A 19,393-nucleotide genomic window follows, 5' to 3' on the forward strand; every position below is an offset into this window, starting at 1 on the left:
CTACCTCCTCTCTTTTGGTTTTAATACGCTAATACCAGACATTCGTCTAAGTATCGTATAACAAAAATAACGACAACTATCCATGCAGTGGTCATTCTCTTTAATAGGTTTATCTTCACCTCGTTTAGCAGCCTTTTCATCCCATACATAGGATCCAAACTCTTTATGAGTTTCTACACATGAAATATCAAAGAATATCTTTCCTTCAGTAAGCAGTGTTGCTACTAGCCTAATACCATCTAGTACTGAGTTATTAGCCTTCTTCACTTTAAACTTATGTTTGAGTAGCTCAGCTATAAAAGATGCTGCCGAAGGGTCAACTATAATGAATTTTACTTGTGTGCCTCCTAGCCATTCAGTTAAGTCGTCTGCATACTCACTATCTGTTTTTTGAGTAGCTTCTGAGCGTCCTGAGTAGTGATATTCTCTAGTGCAATACCAATTCTTATCACTAGCTAACTCCCAAAGTAAAAATACTGTAGGATTTTGAGTACCGTAGTCAATGCTGACATACTTCTCATTTAAGAAAGTGAGCCCATTTGCAATCCGTTCCTGCACATCAACAACATGCTTCTCTTTATGAAACATATCATAAATAATACCCTCTGCTACAGCCCACAACCCTTTTATATAGCGGTCATAAAACACACCACTATACATTGACCTATAACGTGCTTTAATCTTCTCTGAGAGGCTTAAGTTATCATCCATGGTAAAGTGTAGGTAAAGCAGATTCTTTTCTATCTGCTTATCAATCCAATTAACCTTAAACCAATGATAAGGCCCATCAGGGTTGCAGTTAAACCAAAACTTTGAGCCATCTACGGAACAACGTCCTGTAGCCTGGTTAACGAATGACTCTGGCATAAGTGCCACCTCGTCAAAAAAACAGCCTGCCAACGTGATACCTTGTATCAAATCTTGAGACCGTTCATCTTTACCACCAAATATATAAAAATAGTTTGTGACATTGCCACGACTAACAATAACCAAATTGTCAGCCCTATGATCTACCACTCTATATCCTCTGGATTTAAGCATTAATTTAAGCCAGAACAGTACATTACGTCTAAATGAGCCGATTGTCTTACCACACATACCGAAGTTTTGACCATCAAATGACTCCATGGCCCATATAGCATAGCTGAGTGACATTGATACGGTTTTCCCAGAACGAATAGCTCCATCAGCAATAATACCATCACACTCATATGTAGGTGAATTAGGTAGCCACCATGTAAGTATTTTAAGCTGCTTATTACTAAATGGCTTAAATTTGAATGATGCCTTGCGTTTCTTGATTATTCTTTCCATACATCATTCACCTGCCCTTTAAGAGCATCTAAGAAACCATCATCCTCTATTTCTTCATCATCTCCACCACTATTTGCCTTGGCTTCAGCAAGTGCCAATTTCCTCTGATCATATTCAAGTTTATGTCTATCCATAGGATTCATCAAGAAATGTTTATCTAGCCATTCCAATGACTTGCACCTATCTATAAGTTTAATAGCCACACCATCCTTACCTTGCTTAACCTCTTTGATTAGCTGAGTATCCACCATTGAAGATTCTTTAAGTCTAACGGTATTTATAACCTCAGTGCAGATATTACCACTCTCATCTTTAACAGGACCAAACATACCCATGACTTGAATCTCTTCTCGTCCAAATGAAACATAATCGCCCATGTCAGCAAAAGCTATTCTCATATGTATTTCTACTAAGTCTGATTCATCAACGGCTATCTGCTGGCGCTTTATCTCTTTAAGTCGTTCTATTTCTTGTTTTACACAAGCATTTACAAGCATTCTTGGTCCATTAGTGTTAGCAGTTATATAATCACACTCATATGCCTTTAAATAACTTTGTGTAGCATTGAATGACTTAATATAATACAAACAAAAAAGCCGCTGCTTATCAGTTAAGCCAGGATTGTCAATCACCTGTTCAACCTCAGCTAAAAGCTTTGTTTGTTTCTTACTCGTTGGAGGACTCTTCCCCTTTGCAACGTTGCGTTTTACTTTTTGCAACGTTACATTATCTTCTGAATCCCATTTGTAGCGATTCTTCCAAGAACGCACTGTTCCTTCAGGAACTTCTAACTGCTCTGCTATTTCAATAAGCTTCTTACCTTGTTCAAATAACATCTTACCTTGTTCAATTTTAGGATTAGGTTCTCTTGGCATCTCACCACCTCACTATTTAAGTTATTTTGGAGTTTGTCCATAAATGCCACTCTCCTTAATTTATTGCATGAAAAAAGCTGATAGTTACCACTATGACAAGTGATTATCCTGTGTAACTATCAGCTTCTTATTTATAACTTTTCACATTTTAATCATATCATACGCGTAAATGGCACTCTTTTTGCAGCTTTTTTGCAGCTTGTCAAGCCTCTAGCTTAAGACCTTCTACCCCAAAGAACAATACTGCTAGTTCATTTATTGCTTTATTATGATACCTACTAACCGTGGATACATCTACTTCCAATTTCTCGGATACCTTCTCATATGTTAAGTCATCTGATATATAAATCAAGTCGATAACTTTGTATCTGAGCAATTTATTATTATCTTTTCTTTTTACTGCATCCTGTTTATATGATTTCAAGAATCTATCTATGAGATCAACTATAACCTGTGTGCGTTCCTTGGTCCTTTTGGCTGACCTAAGATAGTTTTCAAAAGTATCCGTTTCAGCCTCCCATGCCTCTATCGTCCTGTCAATCTCCTTGAGACTTTCAGAACATCCTTCGCAATGCTTCTTAAAATCTCCATAGTTCCTAAGTAATAACTTTGTATTGTGATACCTCTTGTCATACTTGAGCTGCTTACTCATAAAAATCATCCTTTCTCATATAATCGAACATGTGTTAGATGTTTAATAATTTTATGTCTATTTGATTACATAACCTCTTGACATTCTTATTTGTGATGTATATTTAATGTATGATTGATTCTAAAATTCTAATCATACATAGCCTTAGATTATCAAGGCTTAGTAGGTATTTTTCTAATCTCTATAATGTATATTTGTTCTATTTTCTTCTCTTTATCTATAGAAAAAATAAATATATATATAAAGATAGGAAAACGGCTTCAATCATACATAGGTACATGGTCAAAATATAGTGTTAGACTTTGATACTCTAAGTATATGTATATTTGAAGATTTATTTGAAATATACATAGTTTCGCCTCCCCATACTTCATTACACCTATCTCATAAGTAATATCGAACTTGTTCATAGAATAATTATTAGAATATTACATATAACACATAAATATTAATATGCTTTTAAACTTTTTTATAAAGTAAAATTTAATTACCATTTTTTCACTTGTCACAAAAATACTGGAATATGTTACAATATCAATATCCTAGGAAAACAAATACAGTTAAAGGAGGATAATTAATATGAGTTTCAGTAATTTTGATTGTTCAAGTTTATATGATTTAATTTGTAAAGTAATTGGTTACTCTTGTAACTAGTTTTATATGCAGCGGCTAGTACATGCTAGTCGCTGTTTTGTTTAAAAATCATTTTAATAACCCCTAATATACGCACCAGTTTCTTAACTGGTGTTTTTTTCTACTGGCTAATATACATTGGGTAATAAAATTCTTATTTTTTCAAACAAAAAACCACCAACTGTTTATTAGTTAGTGGTATTTTACTTTGCCATTATAACTGTACTATATATGATACTTAACGCTTTATACAATATTCTCTCCTAGTATAATCTTGGGCATTGTCGTAAGGCATCTGTTCCATCTCTTGTAAAATTGCTCTAATCCAAGCTTAGATACTCTCGCATGCACCTCTTCATTCTCAACTACCCAATATAAAACATAAGTTACCTTGCCTACATTCTTCGTTAACCTAATAGGTAGTTCGCCTTCTTTAACTGCATTAAAATCCTTCTGTCTATGCGTTCTTTTAATATATCTTACCTCAATTACACCTTGTTGGCTTGTATAAAAGTCTGCAACTTCTTTCATCAGCAATTCAATTTCTTCTTGTTTATCGATTTTTGCCTCATATATACATATCTCATTAAACATGCGCATCTCCCCTTTAGAAGAGTATACCACTAACCAATATTCGGTTGTCAAAGTTCTTTTCAAAATTCATTTTGTTAATATAGCTTTAACTGCTCTGGATAAGGCTTGTAGTTTATTCCCATGTAGTCCATTACTTCGCCCAATCCTAACTTATTAATACAATAGTCATAAATCTTCGGATGATTCTTAGCCATTCTTGTAAATCTGTTATCCCATGGTGGCTCAAATTGAATACCGTATAAGCAAAACATGCATCCAGTCCTATCCTCTCCACTTGTAAAACATTTGCCCCCATTAGGGCACTCTATATCTCCATATTCTTCTGCATAATCTATATTGTTTGTCTTAACATATGTTAGTATGTCCTGGTCTGTCCAAAATGCCATAGGAACACATTTAGGATGTTCTAAGCTATGCATCTTGCAACCATGCTTTACATATAGATCACGTCTATTTCTGCTTTCTCCTACCATTTCTGCTGTTATGGGCTTTAAACCTGTCTCTTTATCAAACTTATGAAAAGGTTTCTTCTTGATCACGTCACAACATTTATTACTTACTTCAAAAGGAGCATCTAAAAGTATTTTCCACCTTTCACTAAGCTTGCCTGCTGTTCCTTTTTCATCTCCATGAAGTAACTTATTTCTGTATTTGTCAGTTAAATTGTTATGCCTTAGTTTGTATACTGCTAAAGACTGTGCCTTGCTTACTACTGGATAACCATACTTTTCTAGTACTTGCTTAAAAGACATATCAGGCTTTAAAGTTATTGTTGCATACTTTAATCCCATCATTCTTACACTTGGGTACTCTAATCCTGTATCCACAAATACTATAGGCATAGGGCTCATTTCTGATTTATTTTTATGGTATATATCAACTAGAACCCTTGAACCTAAACCACCACTATAACTTATGTACGCTCCATCATGTGACCAGCTAGCCATTGTTTCAACTGTATGTTGTATCTTCCAGGCTAAAGGCATCTTTAACCTTTGCTCTAAGATCTTATTGTTATCCATGCCCTCACTTCCTACCTAAACAAAAGTCAATTTTTTAAATCATAGGTACTATATGTATGTCTTTTCTTTTGTATTGATCTACTTGTAGAATTAAAGATATCTTAGTACCTATGCTTCTTCTGCTAAACGTTCTTTTTGCTATTTCTGTAAGTTCTAAATCTATAATGTCTCCTTCTTTGATCAGACTCCCTTGTGCTCCATGTCCTGCATATATACCACTATTACCCTTTGTGGCATATACAAAATCATAAAAATACTTGTCATCTATTTTTATTGCATACTCTGTCATAACTTCCCCCTTACCTTTTTGCCGACGTCAGCAATATGGTTATAGCCATCCTAATTTTTTAAAACATTTAAGCTCGTATAATGCATTTCTCATTCTTATGCTCATGTTTACCTCACTAAAAGATTAATTTGTACTTCAATTTTCCTTTATCTTCCGCTTGTCTCCTAATTAACTTCCATATATACTTGTCTAGGGATAGAGTTTCGAGTATATTTTTATCAAAAAGGCCTAGTATTTTCTAGTGCCTTTTTGTGCTACTATCAAAAAATTTTATCTACATTTCTATTAATCAATAGTCTTTACATCCACCGGAATCCACATCTTAGGATTATAATTGAGAGTGTATTTGTATTTTGATACATTCTTTATGCCTAGCTGCTCTACTACATATGTAACATTATCACTTAACCCTACGAAGTGTTTTTGATAATACCCATTTTCATCTTCTACAATAACTTCTAACTGATTGTCTGCTGCATCTGCTGTTATAGACATTTTCCCGGTCATTTGAAAAAGCACATCACCTTCAATGCAGTTTATAACTGTAAGCTGTCTAATAACGTTAAAATTATCAGCTTCTTGTGATAGGTTATACGATACTTTTTGTGATTCTGTTTGGCATCCTACAAATACTGTTGCCATTATTACCATTGCCGCTATCACTACTATTATCTTTTTCATTTTTGTTTCCCTCCGTTTAAAAAAGTTATTTGTTTGCTTTAAGGTTTTCCATAACACTATCTATAATTTCTTGTGCAACGACAGGATCATACTCTACACCATAAAACTTCTTGATTTCCTCAAAGTCTTCTCTATCTCTTAAGTCATCTAAGTAGCAAAGCACTTCATGCTCTCTTCGGAAATCATCATCCATATCAATTCTTGTCCAACTAAAACTTCCATCTTCTTCATCATATGTTGGTAAAGTATACGCATCGTATGCTGGATTGGGTAAATATACAACTCCCTCGTGGAACATATAAGCATTACATCTTACATACCCTGTTATTGGCTCTACTTTAGGAGCTTCTTCAATGATTTTCTTCATTTCAGCTGCACTCATACTTTCTAAATCATACATATCATCACCCTTTCAAAAAACACTTTGTTCTATGTATTGCTAATAACTGGCATTTCATATTTCTCTAATGCATACTTCATCCAAAACTCATACCAAATAAGTCTAGCGTAAAACCAGTCAAATCCTTGCTGTTTTTCATACGTTTCTCGTTCATTCCAACTCATGTCTTTATAGTTTTCTGGTTCTGTATATTCATATGGTATCTTTTGTTTGCATTCCGGATAATCTAATTCCCATTTTTCTTTTGCTGTAACTACTGCCTTTAAATGCCTTTTTTCAAGCGGTACGCAACCAGGATGATGCCTTAATATGCCATCCTCTTTATCATAAAACAGATTATAAAGCCCTGTTTCTCTACAAAAATTAGCCATTTGAGAATATCCAGGATGTCTCCCATTGCCTTGACCACTAATATCTCCATACCCGAAGTTAGGCGCTTCTTCATTTACTTCTCCTTCGGCTTCAACGCTTACATATGCGTCTCCTTCTTCATTGCTATATGAAATAATAGCTTTACCAATATAAATGCTATAGCTCACCTTTATACCTCCCTTAATAAAAATCAACTTTTATTTACCATTGATTAACTCATTAGCTACTACTACCTTTGCTTTTTCACAATCCTTAAGCTCATTATTTTTCTTTCCGTGAAATGCAAGTATGTAAGGCACACTATATATGCATTTATTAGCCACTTCTTCAGCCCATTTCATTAAGTCTTGTACCTGCTGTTCATCCATGTTTTTCACCATCCTTTAAACATAAGCTGCCGCTCTCCAAATTCATCTAATACTTCTATGTACTCTACTTTTTTTCAAAGCGTTCAATTAATGTTACTTCCACTCTTGGATTATCACTAAAATGCTTCTCTACAATCAGTCTAGTAACTTGGCTATCATCATCAAAAGCAACCTTATTTAAGCTATCTAAAATAATCTTAGCTACATTATCTAGATCAGGCTTTTTAGTCGGATGGAGTTTTCCTTCATCAATTAATTGCCTATTCTTTTTAGTCATAGCTTTAGGTATTGGGTACATTGCCACTATCTTAGCCTCAATCTCTCCTTGTAGCTTTCTAGCCTCCATGGTGTTAGTAAATACCCACTTAACTAAGCTCTCGTAACTTAGCGTATCCTGTGGAGTCATAGCATGACTTTTTCCACCTTGATTAAATACTCTCGGTCTTGCTTTGCCTTTTGGTTCTCCTGGTACTGTAAATCTTATTGCCATATCATAATCCTCCAATTAGTCTATTGATTAAATCATTATTTTCTTCTGTCCCCAACTTCCTTCTTATATCTTCATTTGGCATATCTATTGTTATTGTCATTCTCCTAAGCCTGCTTTTAATACGTTCATCATGCTTAAGGTCCTCAATGCTTAGGTTAGAAGTTATAATTGTGATTCTTCGATATGTCATTCTAGTATCTAGTAGTTTAAAGAATATTTCTGTAACCCATGGTGATACATTCTCAGTTCCAATATCATCTAATATCAATACTGGTATCTCATAAAACTCATTAAGTAATGATTGTTCTGTGTATTCATCATTGTTGCTATAAGTTTCTTTTATTTTGCTTAATAGATCTAATGTTGTAATAAACCTTACTCTTTGAGCCTTATGCATTATTAATGCATTACCTGTACTTACTGCAAGTCTTGTCTTACCACTTCCTCTTGACTTGCTAAAAAAGAATAGTCCCTTTCCTTGTTGTTGCATTTCTTCAAAGTTATTTATGTATCCACCTACTATTCTTTTTGCCCTTATTGCTATTTCTTTTTGATTATTTGAATAGATAGAGGTATCAAAACTATTTACAGTTAAGTTTTTAAATTCATCTGGAATCATCGCAAACTTCAACCTATTGCTTTGTACCATTTCTTCATAACATACGCATTTACTTGCTGTATTTGTTCCTACATCCAATATCCATCCTGTGCCTTTGCATTTTGGACAGCTAGAAGGGGAGTTTTTCATCTTCAAGCTTGAGATCTGCTGTTGTTCTTCCATAGACTCGTAATGCTCTGTCAATTTCGCTTTCGTATTCGACATTACTTGTATTCTTTGGAGCACTTCCTGTATAGCTTCCATTATCAGACTTCCTTTCCCATGTTCTGATTGCTGCCTTCCAGTCTTTCATTTTGTTTTTTCCAATCATCCATCCTTTAGAAGAGTAAAAATCTACAAATCTTTCAGCATCTATATTGTTATCTCTTTCTTTACAATAAACTTGTACCTCTTCCAATGTGGGGGGAGTGAAACGACTAAATACTTTATTCTTTTTATTATTACTATCTTTATCTGTATCTTTATCTAACTCTTTCTCTATATCTTTCTCTATACTCTTACTTGGACACGTTGGACATTCTTTTGACTCTGATTGGACATTGTCCAATAATTTAGAGCCACTCCTTTGAATACGCTTTTTTTCAGCCCAATAAGTCTCACTACCAATCATTTCTTCTATCTTGCTCATATAATAAGTACCATCATCAAGTATCTCCATCATACCTAGTTCGCTAAAAATCTTTACTGCTGTTCTCACTATGTCAACATTGGTTCTTGTTATAGTAGATAGCATTTGTTCGTTGTAAGGTATTTCCTCGCTAAAACGTAAATCACCTTCATGATCAACACTTTCACATAATAGTTTTAAATAAAAGAGTATATAATCTTTACCGTTTGCCATATCCTCAATTATTTGAATATCATGACGTTTAAAAAAATCTCTCTTTAATTTTAGCCAATAATACTTTTTATCTTTTTCAGCCAAATTATCACCTGCTTTTTCTCTCCCACATTAAATAATCATTAGCCTGTTTCCAAATAACTCTTGATGATTCATGCATAAGTTGTAACTGCCTATATCTTTGGTAAGCAAAATCCTTCAAATCAGTTAGATTTATATTCCTCTCACTTAAGTCTCTTATCTTTCTAGCACTAGCTTGTATCTCCGACCATCTTTGTGCAGCCGCCCACGCATCTTTCATTAATGCGTAGGCTTCTTCTGCATCTTCTGTTTTAAGTTCTAGATATCTCTTTGCTAATACTTTGTATTGCTCACAATCATCTTTCAAAATGTCTTGAAAATCACTCTTTATGATTTCTGCCATACAAATACCCTTTTACCTTTACTGTTTTGAATAGATAATCCAGTTATATTTTTAGCTTCATCATATGCAATTTTTTCAATAGTAAATTTCTCATTACTAGAAAATTTATTGTTATACTGCTTTATATTGGCATCTTCTGCCTTGATCCATATAAAAGGTGCCGTATAAAGTTCTCTACCTATTCCCCAATTGAAACAGGCACGTTTAAAAGAATCACTTGCAATACCTTTTTCTTTCTCTGTAAAGCTTTCTTTACCTGTATCTTCTTTGCTTATCCATTGTTGTTTCTCACTATCCCAAAGTGAAACTATACAGTTAGCATTATCTCTCGTATGCTCACGTTTCCAATTCATACTACCTATTGTTTCATCTAAAATATTCATGTCACATCTTGCGTCTTTATAAAGTAACAGCGATAAGCCATTCTCTTTTACTGTTGCTACTCTTACATCTATTTCATCAGCTCTAAGTGTTCTAAACTTCATCTTGGCCCTCCTTCATTACTTGTTTAAGTTTAATCTTGAGCTCTACTATCATCATGCAAATATCCTTACTAGAAACACAGTTGTTGCATCCATTACATCCTTGATTGATATAGCTTTGCAAAGAGTTATAAAGGTTCTTAACATCTGATTTCTGCTTCATTATCCTCCTTCTCCTCTATACAATTTTCACTGCACATAGCATCACTTGGTTTTTCATTTGTACATAATTTTTCATATATACTGCACTCTCCAGTTACAGAGTATTCATAGTCACATCCCATTCCATAACACATAATATTTACCCCCACAAACAATGCTTATGAAAAACATCTACTTGCAATTTGCCTAAGCCATCTACATTCTTTGTATAGGCTTCTTGGCCTTTAACTATAAGTATGTTGCAATCTCTGCACCATCCAGCGTATATAATGCCTTCATAATTAACTTCCAACTTAGCCTTAGCTAAATCCTCTTGCTCCTGCGTGTAGTCTAGCTCTAGCTTATGCATACCTTGGTTAGGCCCATTCAAGCACAATGTTTCAATTACCTTATTCATCTTGCTCAACTTCTTCTTGTTCTTCTACTGGTTTATCTGCCTTCTTAACTGCTTTAACATAATAACCTGGTACGTCCGTTGTATAATCTAAATCTTTATCTACTTGAATTTCATATGTACCATTGTTATAGATACTTTCTTCAAACATTGCTTTAAATATCTCTGCTGCTTTACCAACTGAAATGCTCAATTTAATTTCTCCACAAAAACTTTTTTCTAAAGAGAATATATTGGTTTGCTTCTTTAATTGGTCGTACTCCTCTAAGCTTAAAACAACTTGTCCCATGCTAAGACCTCCTTATTCCATTTTTATTGTATTGGTTACTAAACACTCTCTTTTTCTTCCATGGTTGCCTTTTTACAACCTTAGTATCTTCATCAAACTCACTTATGTACTGCCTCTTATCTTCACACATTTTTTCACATTGGCGCGGGTAAGCAAAACAATAGGCACATGGATCCATTTACCTCACCTCTAACACTTTGATTAATTCATTAAATGTTTCCCTCATAAATCTGCTTACTGTTACATTCTTTTGCTTTTTACCTCTATAATGTATAGCTTCTGCTATTTCTAATTTCCTTAATGTATTAATAACCGTTTGATTGCAGGTAAATGTCTCCTTTGCTCCTTGTTCTATTGCAAATCTAAACTCATACTTTCGGCTTTTCATCATGTTGTCTAATACCCATTTAGCAACATTTGTTTCTCTATAGGTAAGATTATCTGTAAGGCTAGTAATATATTTCATTGCATTTATCACTCTCCTATGCTATATTTCTCTTATAAATTATTTGTTTAGGGCCTTTTTGTAGTTGCAGCTACTTCTTGGCCTTTTCTTTTTGTTCTCTCTCGTTTAGCAACTAATGGTTGTCCTATCTTCCAAGATGTGAATAATATTGTGGATAACACTAATACATATCCCCAACTCATAAGAACACCGCCAGTGCGAAAATAAATACAAATGCTGTAACACCTGCTAATATATCCTCTAAAATCTCTTTCTTAGTTGCTCCTTTGCAAGCCTCCTTAAATTCATCTAGCATTAATGCTTTTCTAAGCACTAGATCAACTCCTTTTTTAATTATTAGAATTATGTTAAAATTTATTCTGTGAGCCTAGTACACCTCTATGAAAGGAGCCTGACTATTGAAAAAAATAGATAATAATTTCTATGAAAAATGTATGCAATACATTGAACAAACTATTGATGCAAGTGAAGAAAACATTGAGAGTAAAAAACGTGCAAGTGATATTGCTAAAATCTCATCATTTGTATTTGTATCAATGTATAATCACTTAGTTGAAGATGGATACTTAGACTGATAATTTTTCCTTTATGCTCTTTTCAAGCTCTTTTGTCATTCCATCAAGTTCAAAATTTTTTTCTATTGGAATACTGTTATATATGTTTAAAATACATTTTGTCATCTCTACCAACTCATCAGGTTCACACTCTTTAGAGTTCTCCGCTAACAGCTCCACCTGTTTGTAGAGGACTTTTTCAATGTCTTCTATTGAGTTAACACAAATATTTTTCTCTTCTTGATTTTTAACAGTCACTTCGTGTTCATCTGCTTGTGTGATATAACCACTTTTCAATGATGTTTTGTTACCACAGATATGACAGTAATTAGGCACTTCATGATCTTGTTTTGGCAATACTAGTATTTCACCACACTTTTCGCATACATTTACAAAACATGGTATTCTTTTTTCTTTAATCATTTTCTATTCCCCCTATTCATTTATAATCTCACTAATTTCACCTTGAACTCTCCAGTACTCTCCATAAATAAGTTCTGCCAGTTCTACTGTTGTAATAGGTCTTTTTTCACCTGTTGAATCGTCTAATGTTGTATATTTAGCTGCTTCAAGAATATACTCACCAAATTCATTTGCTAGAGCTTCAATAGCTTTCTTGTTTTCTTCATCAATATCACGCTTAATAACCTCAATAATTTCTTGCCTACGTTCATCCTCTGATAAATTGCACTCATTTAGGCTTATAAAATTACACTCAACGGCTTTCTCTACTACTTTTTCAATCATTTCTCTTTTCATTTCTATGCCCTCATTTCTCTGTTCTCTAAAAATTTACCTATAAAGTAAGCTTGTCCTTTTGGTGTTACATATGTAGTAAAATTGGTATGAAAGTTTCCTTCTTTATCTGGACTAGTTCTCTCTACTAGCTCCAAAACCTTTAAATTGATAGCTTTTTGAGTAGCTTTACATGAAAACTTTTCTACAAACTCTTTCTCTCGTAGCCATTTATACAGCCTTTGTTCGCCTATCTGTATTCCGTTTTGAGATATTAACCTAGCAAGCTCACGAACTAATATAGAATTCTTAGAAGCTGTTATGGCATTTGCAAAGGCTACTTTCGGTTCTTGTTCTTCTAGCAGCTTTCTATTTTTAGCATTTTCAAGCTCAATAACCTTTTTCTCCTCTTGTTCTTTAATCCATGCCTTAGCACGTTCCACCGGATCATCAATCATATATGAGTCTTTCTTAAGTGTTTTGTTTTCTTTCTCTAGCTTTTCTATGTACTGCACTGTCTTGTATCTAACTACTGCTGATTCTTTATTTAGCATTTGAAGAACACCAGCTTTATTCATGGAGTAGCAAGGTCTTTCTTGATTTTGCTTGTCTGAATATGACCCGGGGGAAAAATTTCCTTGGGCTATCCCAGCTTGATTTAAAGTTTCAATTTCTTTTCTGATAGATTTCATTAAATCGCTGTGTTCTTTTTCGGATGTATTACCCTCTTCTGCTCTAAATCTGTTAATCATTTCTACTAACTTAACGCTAGTAATTCTTACATCGTTGCTATCTGAACCAACTAAAACAACTTCTGTTTGATCTCCTTGTGCTAATGCACTACTCATTTGATAATTCATCTTTAGTACCTCCTTTTTTACCTAATCAAATTTTGTTGTTTGTTTTGTCTTTTGTACTTTGGAATTAAATATTTATCCCTCTTTTTCTTGCGTTTATAACAATGTTCCAAGCTGCACGCATAATATCATCCTTTACTTGCTTCTTACCTTCTTCTGTTTTTAGAATGTAATCATCACAAATATATGTTTTCCCTCCACCTTCCGTGTAAGTTGCAACAACGTGACCATCAACTTTGTTCATAATCTGCCCCCTTAACACATACATAGTTAAATGTATTCGTGTCGTATTTTGTCCTATTCTTATTTCTTATCAAACAATGTTGTTTGTGAGTTCAATAAATTAATCTCTTGTATTAGCACTGTTGGTGCTTTGTATTCGTCAACAATCTGTTTAGCAACATCAAACTGGCTACGCTTGATTGCTTCGTACTTCTCAACACCAAATTCTCTTCTTAACTGTTTTTGAATATCTGAATAAACCTTTCCTCTAAGAGAATTGTCATTGTAAGCATTTGACTTGTATCCACCCAAAACCTTTGTTCCTGTTTTCTTTACTAATGATTGAATTTCCTTACATTCAACATTGAATAGTGGCATATTGTCTTTTAGGTCTGCTACTTCTGCCTTGACTTCTTGAATTTCTTGACTATGTTCCTCTAATGCTCGATAATGCATTCTAAGTTCTTCCATTGCTGAGGTTGGCTTTTGCCCAGTTGAATATGTACCTGTCTTTCTGATGGATGTTAAGACTACATCCGTAACCCAATCTTGAAAACGTTCTGCTTCTTCTTTGTGTGATTTAAATATTAGTTTGTAAACTCCGCTTTCTGTTAAGAAGTTCTCTCCTGCGTTGTTTAATTTTCGGATGTCGGTTTTGCCGATATCTGAATTTTTGAGTTTAATTACTTGGTTTTCATTCATTCTGCTAATATTATCATTAACATTTTTAATTCCTAAACACTCGGCTACGTGCTTTGGATTAAATAAAACCTTGCCTTGAAATTCAAACACTTCTACTTGCTTACCTTCAAAAATCATTAGTTCTTGCATTTTTCAACCTCCTTGTGTGATTTTAAATCACTTCTTGATTAAAAAAAATTTCATCCTTGTTTTTTAAGTCTAATATTTCGGCTAACTTTGCAATCTCACTAGCTTTAAACTCTGTTATGTTATTAATTTTTTTGTATAACCCCATTTCTGATAAACCAAGCATTTCTGCTAATTTTCGCTTTGTTATGCCAGCTCTTTTAATTGCAATCTCTAGTTCTAATGTATTCGTCATAGTTCTCACCCCTTTCTTAAAATTCGTGATTTTTAATCACACCAAAATAGTACAATATTCGTGATTATAAGTCAACAGTTTTTTTATAAAAAATATATTTTTGTTGATTTTAATTACACATAATGTTATTATAGTATAAACAAAAGTTTATATATGGAGGTAAAACAAATGAGCCTTTATACACGAATAAAGGAAAGAAGAGAAGCTTTGGGCTTATCTCAAGATGAATTAGCATTGAAATTAAATTATAAGTCACGTTCAACTATTGCAAAAATAGAATCAGGTGCAAATGACATACCGCAATCAAAAATAAAGGCATTTGCAGAAGCATTGAATACTACTACATCTTATTTAATGGGATGGGATAGTGAAGAAGAACAACTTCCAACTATTACAGAAAAAGAAAAGGAACTGCTTACTAACTACAATAAATTAAATGATTTAGGGAAGGATGAAGCTGTCAAGCGTGTATCTGAATTAACTGAACTACCTAAATACTGCAACGTAGTTGAATTACCTAATAAGAAAGATGTTAAAGAAGATAAAAGTTATTTAGAGCCTTTCGCTGCTCATAATGATTATGCTGATAATGAAGAAGAACTTGCACTCATAAGAGAAGATGAAAAGCTATTTGATACATTTGACTAGGGGGATTACTATTGTACGCATACGAAGAAATGTTAGATATTGCATACAATGAGGGTTTTTCTGTAAAGGAAATGAAGTTAAAATCTCATTCTAAAGGATTGTGTAAGGGTAGAAAGATAATAATTAACAAAGCGATTCTAGATACTACTATTCAAAAGCGTTGTGTATTGGGTGAAGAGCGCTGGCATGGTAAAAAAACTGTGGGCGATATTTCAAACCAAACTAAGGTTGAAAACGTTAAGCAAGAACGATTTGCTCGTGGATGTGGTTATTGTGAATTAATGCACCCAGATAAAATTGTAAAGGCATTATTGAATTACTGCACAACTCTTCAAGATATGTGCGAATACTTATATGTAACAGAAAAATATTTTTACGAAGCTATTGCATATTATAAGCAAAAATACGGTCTATATTACAGATGCAAAGACTATACGCTATATTTTGAGCCTTTATCTGTGGTAGGTTCTTCTGCCACGGAATAGGCTTTTTAAAAAAATGTTAGGATGTGAGAATATTGCAATACTGCATATATTTAAGAAAATCTAGGGCTGACATAGAAGCCGAAGCTCATGGTGAAGGAGAAACTTTGGCAAGACATGAGCACGCTTTAATTGAGTTGGCACAACGTCAAAACTTAAATGTAACTCAAATATACAGAGAAATTGTTTCCGGTGAAACGATATCAACTAGACCAGTAATTCAGCATCTACTTAAAGAAGTTGAATGTGGAATATGGGATGGAGTTTTAGTTATGGAAGTGGAACGTCTTGCAAGAGGTGATACATCTGACCAAGGAACTATCTCAAAGACTTTTAAATACTCAGAAACAAAAATAATTACTCCTTCTAAGACTTATGATCCATTAAATGAGTTTGATGAAGAGTATTTTGAGTTTGGACTATTTATGAGTCGTAGGGAATACAAAACGATTAATCGTCGACTACAAGCTGGACGTTTAGCATCAATAAAAGAGGGGAAATATGTCGGGAATACTGCTCCTTTTGGGTACACTCGATACAAACTAGAGAATCAAAAGGGATACTCTTTAAAACCTAATTCAGACTCTGATACTGTTAAACTTATATTTGACTTGTTCACACATGGTAAGAAAAATGCAGATGGCACATTTACACGTTTAGGTGTATCTCTTATAGTTAGATACCTTAATGATCTGCATATAAAACCTCAAAAAAATAGTGATTGGACTCCTTCGTCAGTTCGAGGAATACTTGAAAATCCTGTATATATAGGGAAAATTGTATGGAACAGAAGGAAAACAGTAAAAAAGATGGTTGATGGAGAAAGGAAAATTAGTCGTCCACGCTCTAATCCTGATATTTATGACGGATTACATGAGCCAATTATAGACAATGAAACATGGGAATTGACTAAAAAGCTACTAGTGCAAAATAAAATGGCACCAGTTCCCTCAAAAAAAGTGATTGCTAATCCGTTATCTGGACTAATTAAGTGTGGAAAATGTGGGCGTACAATGATTCGCAGACCATACGGTGCTAAATATCCAGACACATTGATGTGTCCTAGTACTGCTTGCACAACTGTTAGTACTCAACTAAGTGTTGTCGAAAAAAGAGTACTGATTGCTTTAGAAAAATGGGTAAATGATTTTAAACTTGAATGGGAATCAAAAGTTAAAGGTGAAAATAATAACTTGCAGATAAAAGAAAAAAGAAAGGCTGTCACTAAATTAGAGTCTGAGTTGAACGCACTTAATACGCAAATGAATAGTCTATATACTTTTTTAGAGCGTGGGATATATACTACTGAAGTATTTTTGGAACGTTCAAGAGTTATAAACGAATCTATCAATAGTGTAAAAAATGCTTATGAATTATTAAAAAGTGAATTAGAACAAGATTTACAAGCAAATGAGCATACACATAACTTAATTCCAAATATAGAAAATGTTATAAGTCTTTATCGTGTTGCAGAGACACCCGCAGAGAAAAATGCTTTACTAAAGAGTATATTAAGCAAAGTCGTATATACAAAAGAAACTAGTGGTAGATGGCACTCAAGCCCTGAAGACTTTGAACTTCATGTATTCCCTAAGATTGATTAATTATAGTACGATTAACCTACAACATTACGGAACAGAAGAACTAGCTCATATGGAAATGATTAGCGCTATGGTTTATCAACTCACCAAAGATTTAACACCTGAAGAAGTGCAAGCATCTGGTTTTGCACCTTATTATATCGATCATACAACAGGTGTCTATCCTGTAGCTGCATCTGGTACGCCTTATAGCGTTATGACTTTTCAATCCAAAGGCGATGCCATTACGGATTTACATGAAGATTTAGCAGCAGAACAAAAAGCAAGAACAACTTATGATAACTTACTTCGTTTAATCAAAGATCCAGAAATCTGTGACCCACTTAGATTTTTACGTTCTAGAGAAATCACCCACTATCAACGTTTTGGCGAAGCGCTAAGACTTATGCAAGAAGAATTAGACAGCAAAAACTTTTATGCTTTTAATCCTGAATTTGATAAAAAGCCTTGTAAATAATCTGTTTGATATGTATTGAACTCGATTGTCTTACCTTTTTCTTTGGTTTTGAACATAGCTTAGTCCTTTCATGAGCTTATCTTTGGCAGTGAGTAGCTACTAGGTTTTAGAAGACCATGATTAAAAGGCATCAAGCAGAGCCCCTAAGCTACTTGATGCCTTTCTTTTTGTTCTTGATCAGATTGTGTTCTTATCTCTTTTTAGGTTTAAAGAGATAATTAATAAATAGCATTATATGTACCTCAATCATTGATTGCTTCTATACCAAGCTTTTCTATTTTCCTAAGATTCTCACGCATATTTTGAAGTAACGCTTCAGAATGGCCTTCCCAATTCAAAACTTCTCCAATTACTCGCAGTGGCTCTCTCGTACGATAGGACCTAGTAGGATTTCCTGGAAACTTCTTATCTGTTAAATTGGGATCATCCTCCTATTTACATAGTACAAAGTAATCATTGTATTTTGTACCATCATGCCCTACTAATTGCTCGCTTGATAAAACAAAATTCATTTTTAGCAATGCCTTTTTCCTCTCGCCTGCTTCTGGTATCACTTTTGTTGCTACTTTGTCACATGTGAACATTTCAAATGCTGGTGGAACAATGAGTGATAAGATACGCTCCATTTCACTTGCAGTCTCATAATCACTTCTAAGATCGAGACGCAACAAACCACATTCAGTAAAATAATCCTCAGCGTTGCTATGAAATAATTCAATTGTCCCAATCACTTCTGCTTTGCATTTGTCTATAATCGACCAACGTACAAAGCCTTTTTTTTGATATTCCCCTTGCCAGGCTGTAATAACGTTTTGCATTGTTTCCAAGGACGTAAAGTAAAAATCACCGAAACAACCATCGCAATTAAATAAGGGAACTGCTTTTTTATCTGAATATACCTTTAATAAATCCTGCGCATCATTTGCTGAAAGGAATCGCAATAAAAAGCGTTCATTTTCAAATTGAGGGCATACTTCATAAACATCTTTCATTTCCTTTTCTCCTCCACAAATTCAAGATTATCCACTAATCAACTCTCTATTTATATCATCAAAACTTTGTCCCCTTTGCTCATTTTTATACCTTAAATTTGTTGCCACAATTCTTGCATACCCAGTACTGCTCATTAGTCGTTTTACCCGTACCACAAAGTCCTAGAAATCCACATAAGCATAATTTCCAAAGCTTAGTTCCTTTAGAGTGTACCTCATTAATTACAGTTAAATCTTCACTTGTACATCTCGGACAATTCATATTATTTCCCGCATATGCAACATTTTTCTTAATTTTATATTACCTTTATAATATTTTTAACCACTTATTAACTAAACATCATTTTACTAAAAAATTTATCCGCTACTGCTTTAAATTATCACTACCTCTACGCATTAAAAACCACACTCCTTA

The 19,393-nt window shown here is 33.8% G+C and carries 34 protein-coding genes and 1 pseudogene; 5 read left to right on the top strand and 30 right to left on the bottom strand.

The window, feature by feature from the left end:
* From EKH84_RS16620 to EKH84_RS22660, 21 genes are all read right to left on the bottom strand, one after another.
* Nucleotides 1-1,314, bottom strand: a complete 1,314-nt coding sequence (locus EKH84_RS16620; protein WP_127067170.1) for a PBSX family phage terminase large subunit — start codon at nucleotides 1,312-1,314, stop codon at nucleotides 1-3.
* Complete coding sequence (locus EKH84_RS16625; RefSeq protein WP_127067171.1) at nucleotides 1,302-2,189, bottom strand: terminase small subunit; 888 nt, start codon at nucleotides 2,187-2,189, stop codon at nucleotides 1,302-1,304. The genes EKH84_RS16620 and EKH84_RS16625 overlap by 13 nt, the downstream gene beginning before the upstream one ends.
* A 202-nt stretch (nucleotides 2,190-2,391) precedes the next feature.
* On the bottom strand, nucleotides 2,392-2,841 hold the full coding sequence (locus EKH84_RS16630; RefSeq protein ID WP_127067172.1) for a sigma-70 family RNA polymerase sigma factor: 450 nt from the start codon (nucleotides 2,839-2,841) through the stop codon (nucleotides 2,392-2,394).
* An 879-nt stretch (nucleotides 2,842-3,720) separates the two neighbouring features.
* Nucleotides 3,721-4,068 (bottom strand): hypothetical protein, encoded by a 348-nt coding sequence (locus EKH84_RS16635; RefSeq protein WP_013656864.1) that lies wholly within the window; start codon nucleotides 4,066-4,068, stop codon nucleotides 3,721-3,723.
* Nucleotides 4,069-4,142: 74 nt separating this feature from the next.
* Nucleotides 4,143-5,090 carry a phosphoadenosine phosphosulfate reductase domain-containing protein gene (locus EKH84_RS16640; protein WP_127064952.1) on the bottom strand — a complete coding sequence of 316 codons (948 nt, stop codon included), beginning with the start codon at nucleotides 5,088-5,090 and terminating at the stop codon, nucleotides 4,143-4,145.
* 34 nt (nucleotides 5,091-5,124) lie between these two features.
* Nucleotides 5,125-5,379: a hypothetical protein gene (locus EKH84_RS16645; RefSeq protein WP_127067173.1), complete on the bottom strand. Its 255-nt coding sequence runs from the start codon at nucleotides 5,377-5,379 to the stop codon at nucleotides 5,125-5,127.
* 285 nt (nucleotides 5,380-5,664) lie between these two features.
* Complete coding sequence (locus EKH84_RS16650; RefSeq protein ID WP_127067174.1) at nucleotides 5,665-6,060, bottom strand: beta-sandwich lipoprotein; 396 nt, start codon at nucleotides 6,058-6,060, stop codon at nucleotides 5,665-5,667.
* Nucleotides 6,061-6,085: 25 nt separating this feature from the next.
* Nucleotides 6,086-6,460, bottom strand: coding sequence for a hypothetical protein (locus EKH84_RS16655; protein ID WP_127067175.1), 375 nt, complete (start codon nucleotides 6,458-6,460; stop codon nucleotides 6,086-6,088).
* 29 nt (nucleotides 6,461-6,489) lie between these two features.
* The gene (locus EKH84_RS16660; RefSeq protein WP_127064956.1) at nucleotides 6,490-6,999 is read right to left on the bottom strand and encodes a hypothetical protein; all 510 of its coding nucleotides are present in this window, start codon (nucleotides 6,997-6,999) and stop codon (nucleotides 6,490-6,492) included.
* Between the two features lie 30 nt (nucleotides 7,000-7,029).
* On the bottom strand, nucleotides 7,030-7,200 hold the full coding sequence (locus EKH84_RS22185; protein WP_190283368.1) for a hypothetical protein: 171 nt from the start codon (nucleotides 7,198-7,200) through the stop codon (nucleotides 7,030-7,032).
* 64 nt (nucleotides 7,201-7,264) lie between these two features.
* Entirely contained in the window at nucleotides 7,265-7,690 is a 426-nt protein-coding gene (locus EKH84_RS16665; RefSeq protein WP_013655834.1) for a RusA family crossover junction endodeoxyribonuclease, read from the bottom strand.
* Between the two features lies 1 nt (nucleotide 7,691).
* On the bottom strand, nucleotides 7,692-8,513 hold the full coding sequence (locus tag EKH84_RS16670) for an ATP-binding protein (protein WP_243118683.1): 822 nt from the start codon (nucleotides 8,511-8,513) through the stop codon (nucleotides 7,692-7,694).
* A complete protein-coding gene (locus EKH84_RS16675; RefSeq protein ID WP_127067176.1) occupies nucleotides 8,419-9,234 on the bottom strand; it encodes a phage replisome organizer N-terminal domain-containing protein in 816 nt (271 codons plus the stop codon). The genes EKH84_RS16670 and EKH84_RS16675 overlap by 95 nt, the downstream gene beginning before the upstream one ends.
* Nucleotides 9,235-9,238: 4 nt before the next feature.
* Nucleotides 9,239-9,574: a hypothetical protein gene (locus tag EKH84_RS16680; RefSeq protein WP_127067177.1), complete on the bottom strand. Its 336-nt coding sequence runs from the start codon at nucleotides 9,572-9,574 to the stop codon at nucleotides 9,239-9,241.
* Nucleotides 9,559-10,059 carry a hypothetical protein gene (locus EKH84_RS16685; protein ID WP_127067178.1) on the bottom strand — a complete coding sequence of 167 codons (501 nt, stop codon included), beginning with the start codon at nucleotides 10,057-10,059 and terminating at the stop codon, nucleotides 9,559-9,561. The genes EKH84_RS16680 and EKH84_RS16685 overlap by 16 nt, the downstream gene beginning before the upstream one ends.
* Nucleotides 10,049-10,219 (bottom strand): hypothetical protein, encoded by a 171-nt coding sequence (locus EKH84_RS22190; protein WP_190283369.1) that lies wholly within the window; start codon nucleotides 10,217-10,219, stop codon nucleotides 10,049-10,051. Before EKH84_RS22190 ends, EKH84_RS16685 begins: the two co-directional genes overlap by 11 nt.
* Complete coding sequence (locus EKH84_RS22195; protein WP_190283370.1) at nucleotides 10,197-10,352, bottom strand: hypothetical protein; 156 nt, start codon at nucleotides 10,350-10,352, stop codon at nucleotides 10,197-10,199. The genes EKH84_RS22190 and EKH84_RS22195 overlap by 23 nt, the downstream gene beginning before the upstream one ends.
* Before the next feature lie 5 nt (nucleotides 10,353-10,357).
* Nucleotides 10,358-10,615 (bottom strand): hypothetical protein, encoded by a 258-nt coding sequence (locus EKH84_RS16690; protein WP_127067179.1) that lies wholly within the window; start codon nucleotides 10,613-10,615, stop codon nucleotides 10,358-10,360.
* The gene (locus EKH84_RS16695; protein ID WP_127067180.1) at nucleotides 10,608-10,901 is read right to left on the bottom strand and encodes a hypothetical protein; all 294 of its coding nucleotides are present in this window, start codon (nucleotides 10,899-10,901) and stop codon (nucleotides 10,608-10,610) included. The genes EKH84_RS16690 and EKH84_RS16695 overlap by 8 nt, the downstream gene beginning before the upstream one ends.
* 178 nt (nucleotides 10,902-11,079) lie before the next feature.
* Complete coding sequence (locus EKH84_RS16700) at nucleotides 11,080-11,367, bottom strand: hypothetical protein (protein ID WP_127067181.1); 288 nt, start codon at nucleotides 11,365-11,367, stop codon at nucleotides 11,080-11,082.
* Nucleotides 11,368-11,545: 178 nt separating this feature from the next.
* Nucleotides 11,546-11,680, bottom strand: coding sequence for a hypothetical protein (locus tag EKH84_RS22660; protein ID WP_256372380.1), 135 nt, complete (start codon nucleotides 11,678-11,680; stop codon nucleotides 11,546-11,548).
* Nucleotides 11,681-11,765: 85 nt separating this feature from the next.
* On the opposite strand from EKH84_RS22660, the gene EKH84_RS22200 reads away from it, so the two are divergent.
* Nucleotides 11,766-11,942 carry a hypothetical protein gene (locus EKH84_RS22200; protein WP_190283371.1) on the top strand — a complete coding sequence of 59 codons (177 nt, stop codon included), beginning with the start codon at nucleotides 11,766-11,768 and terminating at the stop codon, nucleotides 11,940-11,942.
* Here the strand turns inward: EKH84_RS22200 and EKH84_RS16705 are convergent.
* The 6 genes from EKH84_RS16705 to EKH84_RS16725 form a co-directional block, all read right to left on the bottom strand.
* Complete coding sequence (locus EKH84_RS16705; protein ID WP_127067182.1) at nucleotides 11,934-12,344, bottom strand: hypothetical protein; 411 nt, start codon at nucleotides 12,342-12,344, stop codon at nucleotides 11,934-11,936. The genes EKH84_RS22200 and EKH84_RS16705 overlap by 9 nt on opposite strands.
* A 12-nt stretch (nucleotides 12,345-12,356) precedes the next feature.
* A complete protein-coding gene (locus tag EKH84_RS16710; RefSeq protein ID WP_127067183.1) occupies nucleotides 12,357-12,680 on the bottom strand; it encodes a hypothetical protein in 324 nt (107 codons plus the stop codon).
* Nucleotides 12,681-12,682: 2 nt separating this feature from the next.
* Nucleotides 12,683-13,516 (bottom strand): phage antirepressor KilAC domain-containing protein, encoded by an 834-nt coding sequence (locus EKH84_RS16715; protein ID WP_127067184.1) that lies wholly within the window; start codon nucleotides 13,514-13,516, stop codon nucleotides 12,683-12,685.
* Between the two features lie 64 nt (nucleotides 13,517-13,580).
* Nucleotides 13,581-13,757: a hypothetical protein gene (locus EKH84_RS22205; protein ID WP_013657778.1), complete on the bottom strand. Its 177-nt coding sequence runs from the start codon at nucleotides 13,755-13,757 to the stop codon at nucleotides 13,581-13,583.
* Between the two features lie 59 nt (nucleotides 13,758-13,816).
* Nucleotides 13,817-14,566, bottom strand: a complete 750-nt coding sequence (locus EKH84_RS22540) for an ORF6C domain-containing protein (RefSeq protein WP_013657779.1) — start codon at nucleotides 14,564-14,566, stop codon at nucleotides 13,817-13,819.
* Nucleotides 14,567-14,588: 22 nt separating this feature from the next.
* Nucleotides 14,589-14,798: a DUF739 family protein gene (locus EKH84_RS16725; RefSeq protein ID WP_013657780.1), complete on the bottom strand. Its 210-nt coding sequence runs from the start codon at nucleotides 14,796-14,798 to the stop codon at nucleotides 14,589-14,591.
* Nucleotides 14,799-14,966: 168 nt separating this feature from the next.
* Here EKH84_RS16725 and EKH84_RS16730 point away from each other — a divergent pair, with 168 nt between their 5' ends.
* Genes EKH84_RS16730 through EKH84_RS16745 form a run of 4 tightly spaced genes read left to right on the top strand, consistent with a single transcriptional unit; the run spans nucleotide 14,967 to nucleotide 17,986 of the window.
* Nucleotides 14,967-15,446, top strand: a complete 480-nt coding sequence (locus EKH84_RS16730) for a helix-turn-helix domain-containing protein (RefSeq protein ID WP_013657781.1) — start codon at nucleotides 14,967-14,969, stop codon at nucleotides 15,444-15,446.
* Between the two features lie 11 nt (nucleotides 15,447-15,457).
* Nucleotides 15,458-15,931 carry a hypothetical protein gene (locus tag EKH84_RS16735; protein ID WP_013657782.1) on the top strand — a complete coding sequence of 158 codons (474 nt, stop codon included), beginning with the start codon at nucleotides 15,458-15,460 and terminating at the stop codon, nucleotides 15,929-15,931.
* A gap of 23 nt (nucleotides 15,932-15,954) precedes the next feature.
* Nucleotides 15,955-17,532: a recombinase family protein gene (locus EKH84_RS16740; RefSeq protein WP_408610332.1), complete on the top strand. Its 1,578-nt coding sequence runs from the start codon at nucleotides 15,955-15,957 to the stop codon at nucleotides 17,530-17,532.
* Nucleotides 17,510-17,986, top strand: coding sequence for a manganese catalase family protein (locus EKH84_RS16745; RefSeq protein WP_083801287.1), 477 nt, complete (start codon nucleotides 17,510-17,512; stop codon nucleotides 17,984-17,986). The genes EKH84_RS16740 and EKH84_RS16745 overlap by 23 nt, the downstream gene beginning before the upstream one ends.
* A 313-nt stretch (nucleotides 17,987-18,299) precedes the next feature.
* Here the strand turns inward: EKH84_RS16745 and EKH84_RS22980 are convergent.
* From EKH84_RS22980 to EKH84_RS16760, 3 genes and pseudogenes are all read right to left on the bottom strand, one after another.
* Nucleotides 18,300-18,417, bottom strand: a pseudogene (locus EKH84_RS22980) (NAD(+)--rifampin ADP-ribosyltransferase); the annotation flags it as partial.
* Nucleotides 18,418-18,978: a GNAT family N-acetyltransferase gene (locus EKH84_RS22550; RefSeq protein ID WP_127067185.1), complete on the bottom strand. Its 561-nt coding sequence runs from the start codon at nucleotides 18,976-18,978 to the stop codon at nucleotides 18,418-18,420.
* Nucleotides 18,979-19,063: 85 nt separating this feature from the next.
* Nucleotides 19,064-19,240 (bottom strand): LITAF-like zinc ribbon domain-containing protein, encoded by a 177-nt coding sequence (locus EKH84_RS16760; RefSeq protein WP_013657786.1) that lies wholly within the window; start codon nucleotides 19,238-19,240, stop codon nucleotides 19,064-19,066.
* Between the last annotated feature and the right edge of the window lie 153 nt (nucleotides 19,241-19,393).

Origin of the sequence: Cellulosilyticum sp. WCF-2 (assembly GCF_003990395.1) — a bacterium.
In the GTDB taxonomy this organism is placed as follows: Bacteria; Bacillota; Clostridia; order Lachnospirales; family Cellulosilyticaceae; genus Cellulosilyticum; species Cellulosilyticum lentocellum.

Bases quoted from the DNA above. Each gene is read 5' to 3' on its own strand.
- EKH84_RS16620 (WP_127067170.1), bottom strand. From the start codon at position 1,314: ATGGAAAGAATAATCAAGAAACGCAAGGCATCATTCAAATTTAAGCCA.
- EKH84_RS16625 (WP_127067171.1), bottom strand. From the start codon at position 2,189: ATGCCAAGAGAACCTAATCCTAAAATTGAACAAGGTAAGATGTTATTT.
- EKH84_RS16630 (WP_127067172.1), bottom strand. From the start codon at position 2,841: ATGAGTAAGCAGCTCAAGTATGACAAGAGGTATCACAATACAAAGTTA.
- EKH84_RS16635 (WP_013656864.1), bottom strand. From the start codon at position 4,068: ATGTTTAATGAGATATGTATATATGAGGCAAAAATCGATAAACAAGAA.
- EKH84_RS16640 (WP_127064952.1), bottom strand. From the start codon at position 5,090: ATGGATAACAATAAGATCTTAGAGCAAAGGTTAAAGATGCCTTTAGCC.
- EKH84_RS16645 (WP_127067173.1), bottom strand. From the start codon at position 5,379: ATGACAGAGTATGCAATAAAAATAGATGACAAGTATTTTTATGATTTT.
- EKH84_RS16650 (WP_127067174.1), bottom strand. From the start codon at position 6,060: ATGAAAAAGATAATAGTAGTGATAGCGGCAATGGTAATAATGGCAACA.
- EKH84_RS16655 (WP_127067175.1), bottom strand. From the start codon at position 6,460: ATGTATGATTTAGAAAGTATGAGTGCAGCTGAAATGAAGAAAATCATT.
- EKH84_RS22185 (WP_190283368.1), bottom strand. From the start codon at position 7,200: ATGGATGAACAGCAGGTACAAGACTTAATGAAATGGGCTGAAGAAGTG.
- EKH84_RS16665 (WP_013655834.1), bottom strand. From the start codon at position 7,690: ATGGCAATAAGATTTACAGTACCAGGAGAACCAAAAGGCAAAGCAAGA.
- EKH84_RS16670 (WP_243118683.1), bottom strand. From the start codon at position 8,513: ATGTCGAATACGAAAGCGAAATTGACAGAGCATTACGAGTCTATGGAA.
- EKH84_RS16680 (WP_127067177.1), bottom strand. From the start codon at position 9,574: ATGGCAGAAATCATAAAGAGTGATTTTCAAGACATTTTGAAAGATGAT.
- EKH84_RS16685 (WP_127067178.1), bottom strand. From the start codon at position 10,059: ATGAAGTTTAGAACACTTAGAGCTGATGAAATAGATGTAAGAGTAGCA.
- EKH84_RS22190 (WP_190283369.1), bottom strand. From the start codon at position 10,219: ATGAAGCAGAAATCAGATGTTAAGAACCTTTATAACTCTTTGCAAAGC.
- EKH84_RS22195 (WP_190283370.1), bottom strand. From the start codon at position 10,352: ATGTGTTATGGAATGGGATGTGACTATGAATACTCTGTAACTGGAGAG.
- EKH84_RS16690 (WP_127067179.1), bottom strand. From the start codon at position 10,615: ATGAATAAGGTAATTGAAACATTGTGCTTGAATGGGCCTAACCAAGGT.
- EKH84_RS16695 (WP_127067180.1), bottom strand. From the start codon at position 10,901: ATGGGACAAGTTGTTTTAAGCTTAGAGGAGTACGACCAATTAAAGAAG.
- EKH84_RS16700 (WP_127067181.1), bottom strand. From the start codon at position 11,367: ATGAAATATATTACTAGCCTTACAGATAATCTTACCTATAGAGAAACA.
- EKH84_RS16705 (WP_127067182.1), bottom strand. From the start codon at position 12,344: ATGATTAAAGAAAAAAGAATACCATGTTTTGTAAATGTATGCGAAAAG.
- EKH84_RS16710 (WP_127067183.1), bottom strand. From the start codon at position 12,680: ATGAAAAGAGAAATGATTGAAAAAGTAGTAGAGAAAGCCGTTGAGTGT.
- EKH84_RS16715 (WP_127067184.1), bottom strand. From the start codon at position 13,516: ATGAATTATCAAATGAGTAGTGCATTAGCACAAGGAGATCAAACAGAA.
- EKH84_RS22205 (WP_013657778.1), bottom strand. From the start codon at position 13,757: ATGAACAAAGTTGATGGTCACGTTGTTGCAACTTACACGGAAGGTGGA.
- EKH84_RS22540 (WP_013657779.1), bottom strand. From the start codon at position 14,566: ATGCAAGAACTAATGATTTTTGAAGGTAAGCAAGTAGAAGTGTTTGAA.
- EKH84_RS16725 (WP_013657780.1), bottom strand. From the start codon at position 14,798: ATGACGAATACATTAGAACTAGAGATTGCAATTAAAAGAGCTGGCATA.
- EKH84_RS16730 (WP_013657781.1), top strand. From the start codon at position 14,967: ATGAGCCTTTATACACGAATAAAGGAAAGAAGAGAAGCTTTGGGCTTA.
- EKH84_RS16745 (WP_083801287.1), top strand. From the start codon at position 17,510: ATGTATTCCCTAAGATTGATTAATTATAGTACGATTAACCTACAACAT.
- EKH84_RS22550 (WP_127067185.1), bottom strand. From the start codon at position 18,978: ATGAAAGATGTTTATGAAGTATGCCCTCAATTTGAAAATGAACGCTTT.
- EKH84_RS16760 (WP_013657786.1), bottom strand. From the start codon at position 19,240: ATGAATTGTCCGAGATGTACAAGTGAAGATTTAACTGTAATTAATGAG.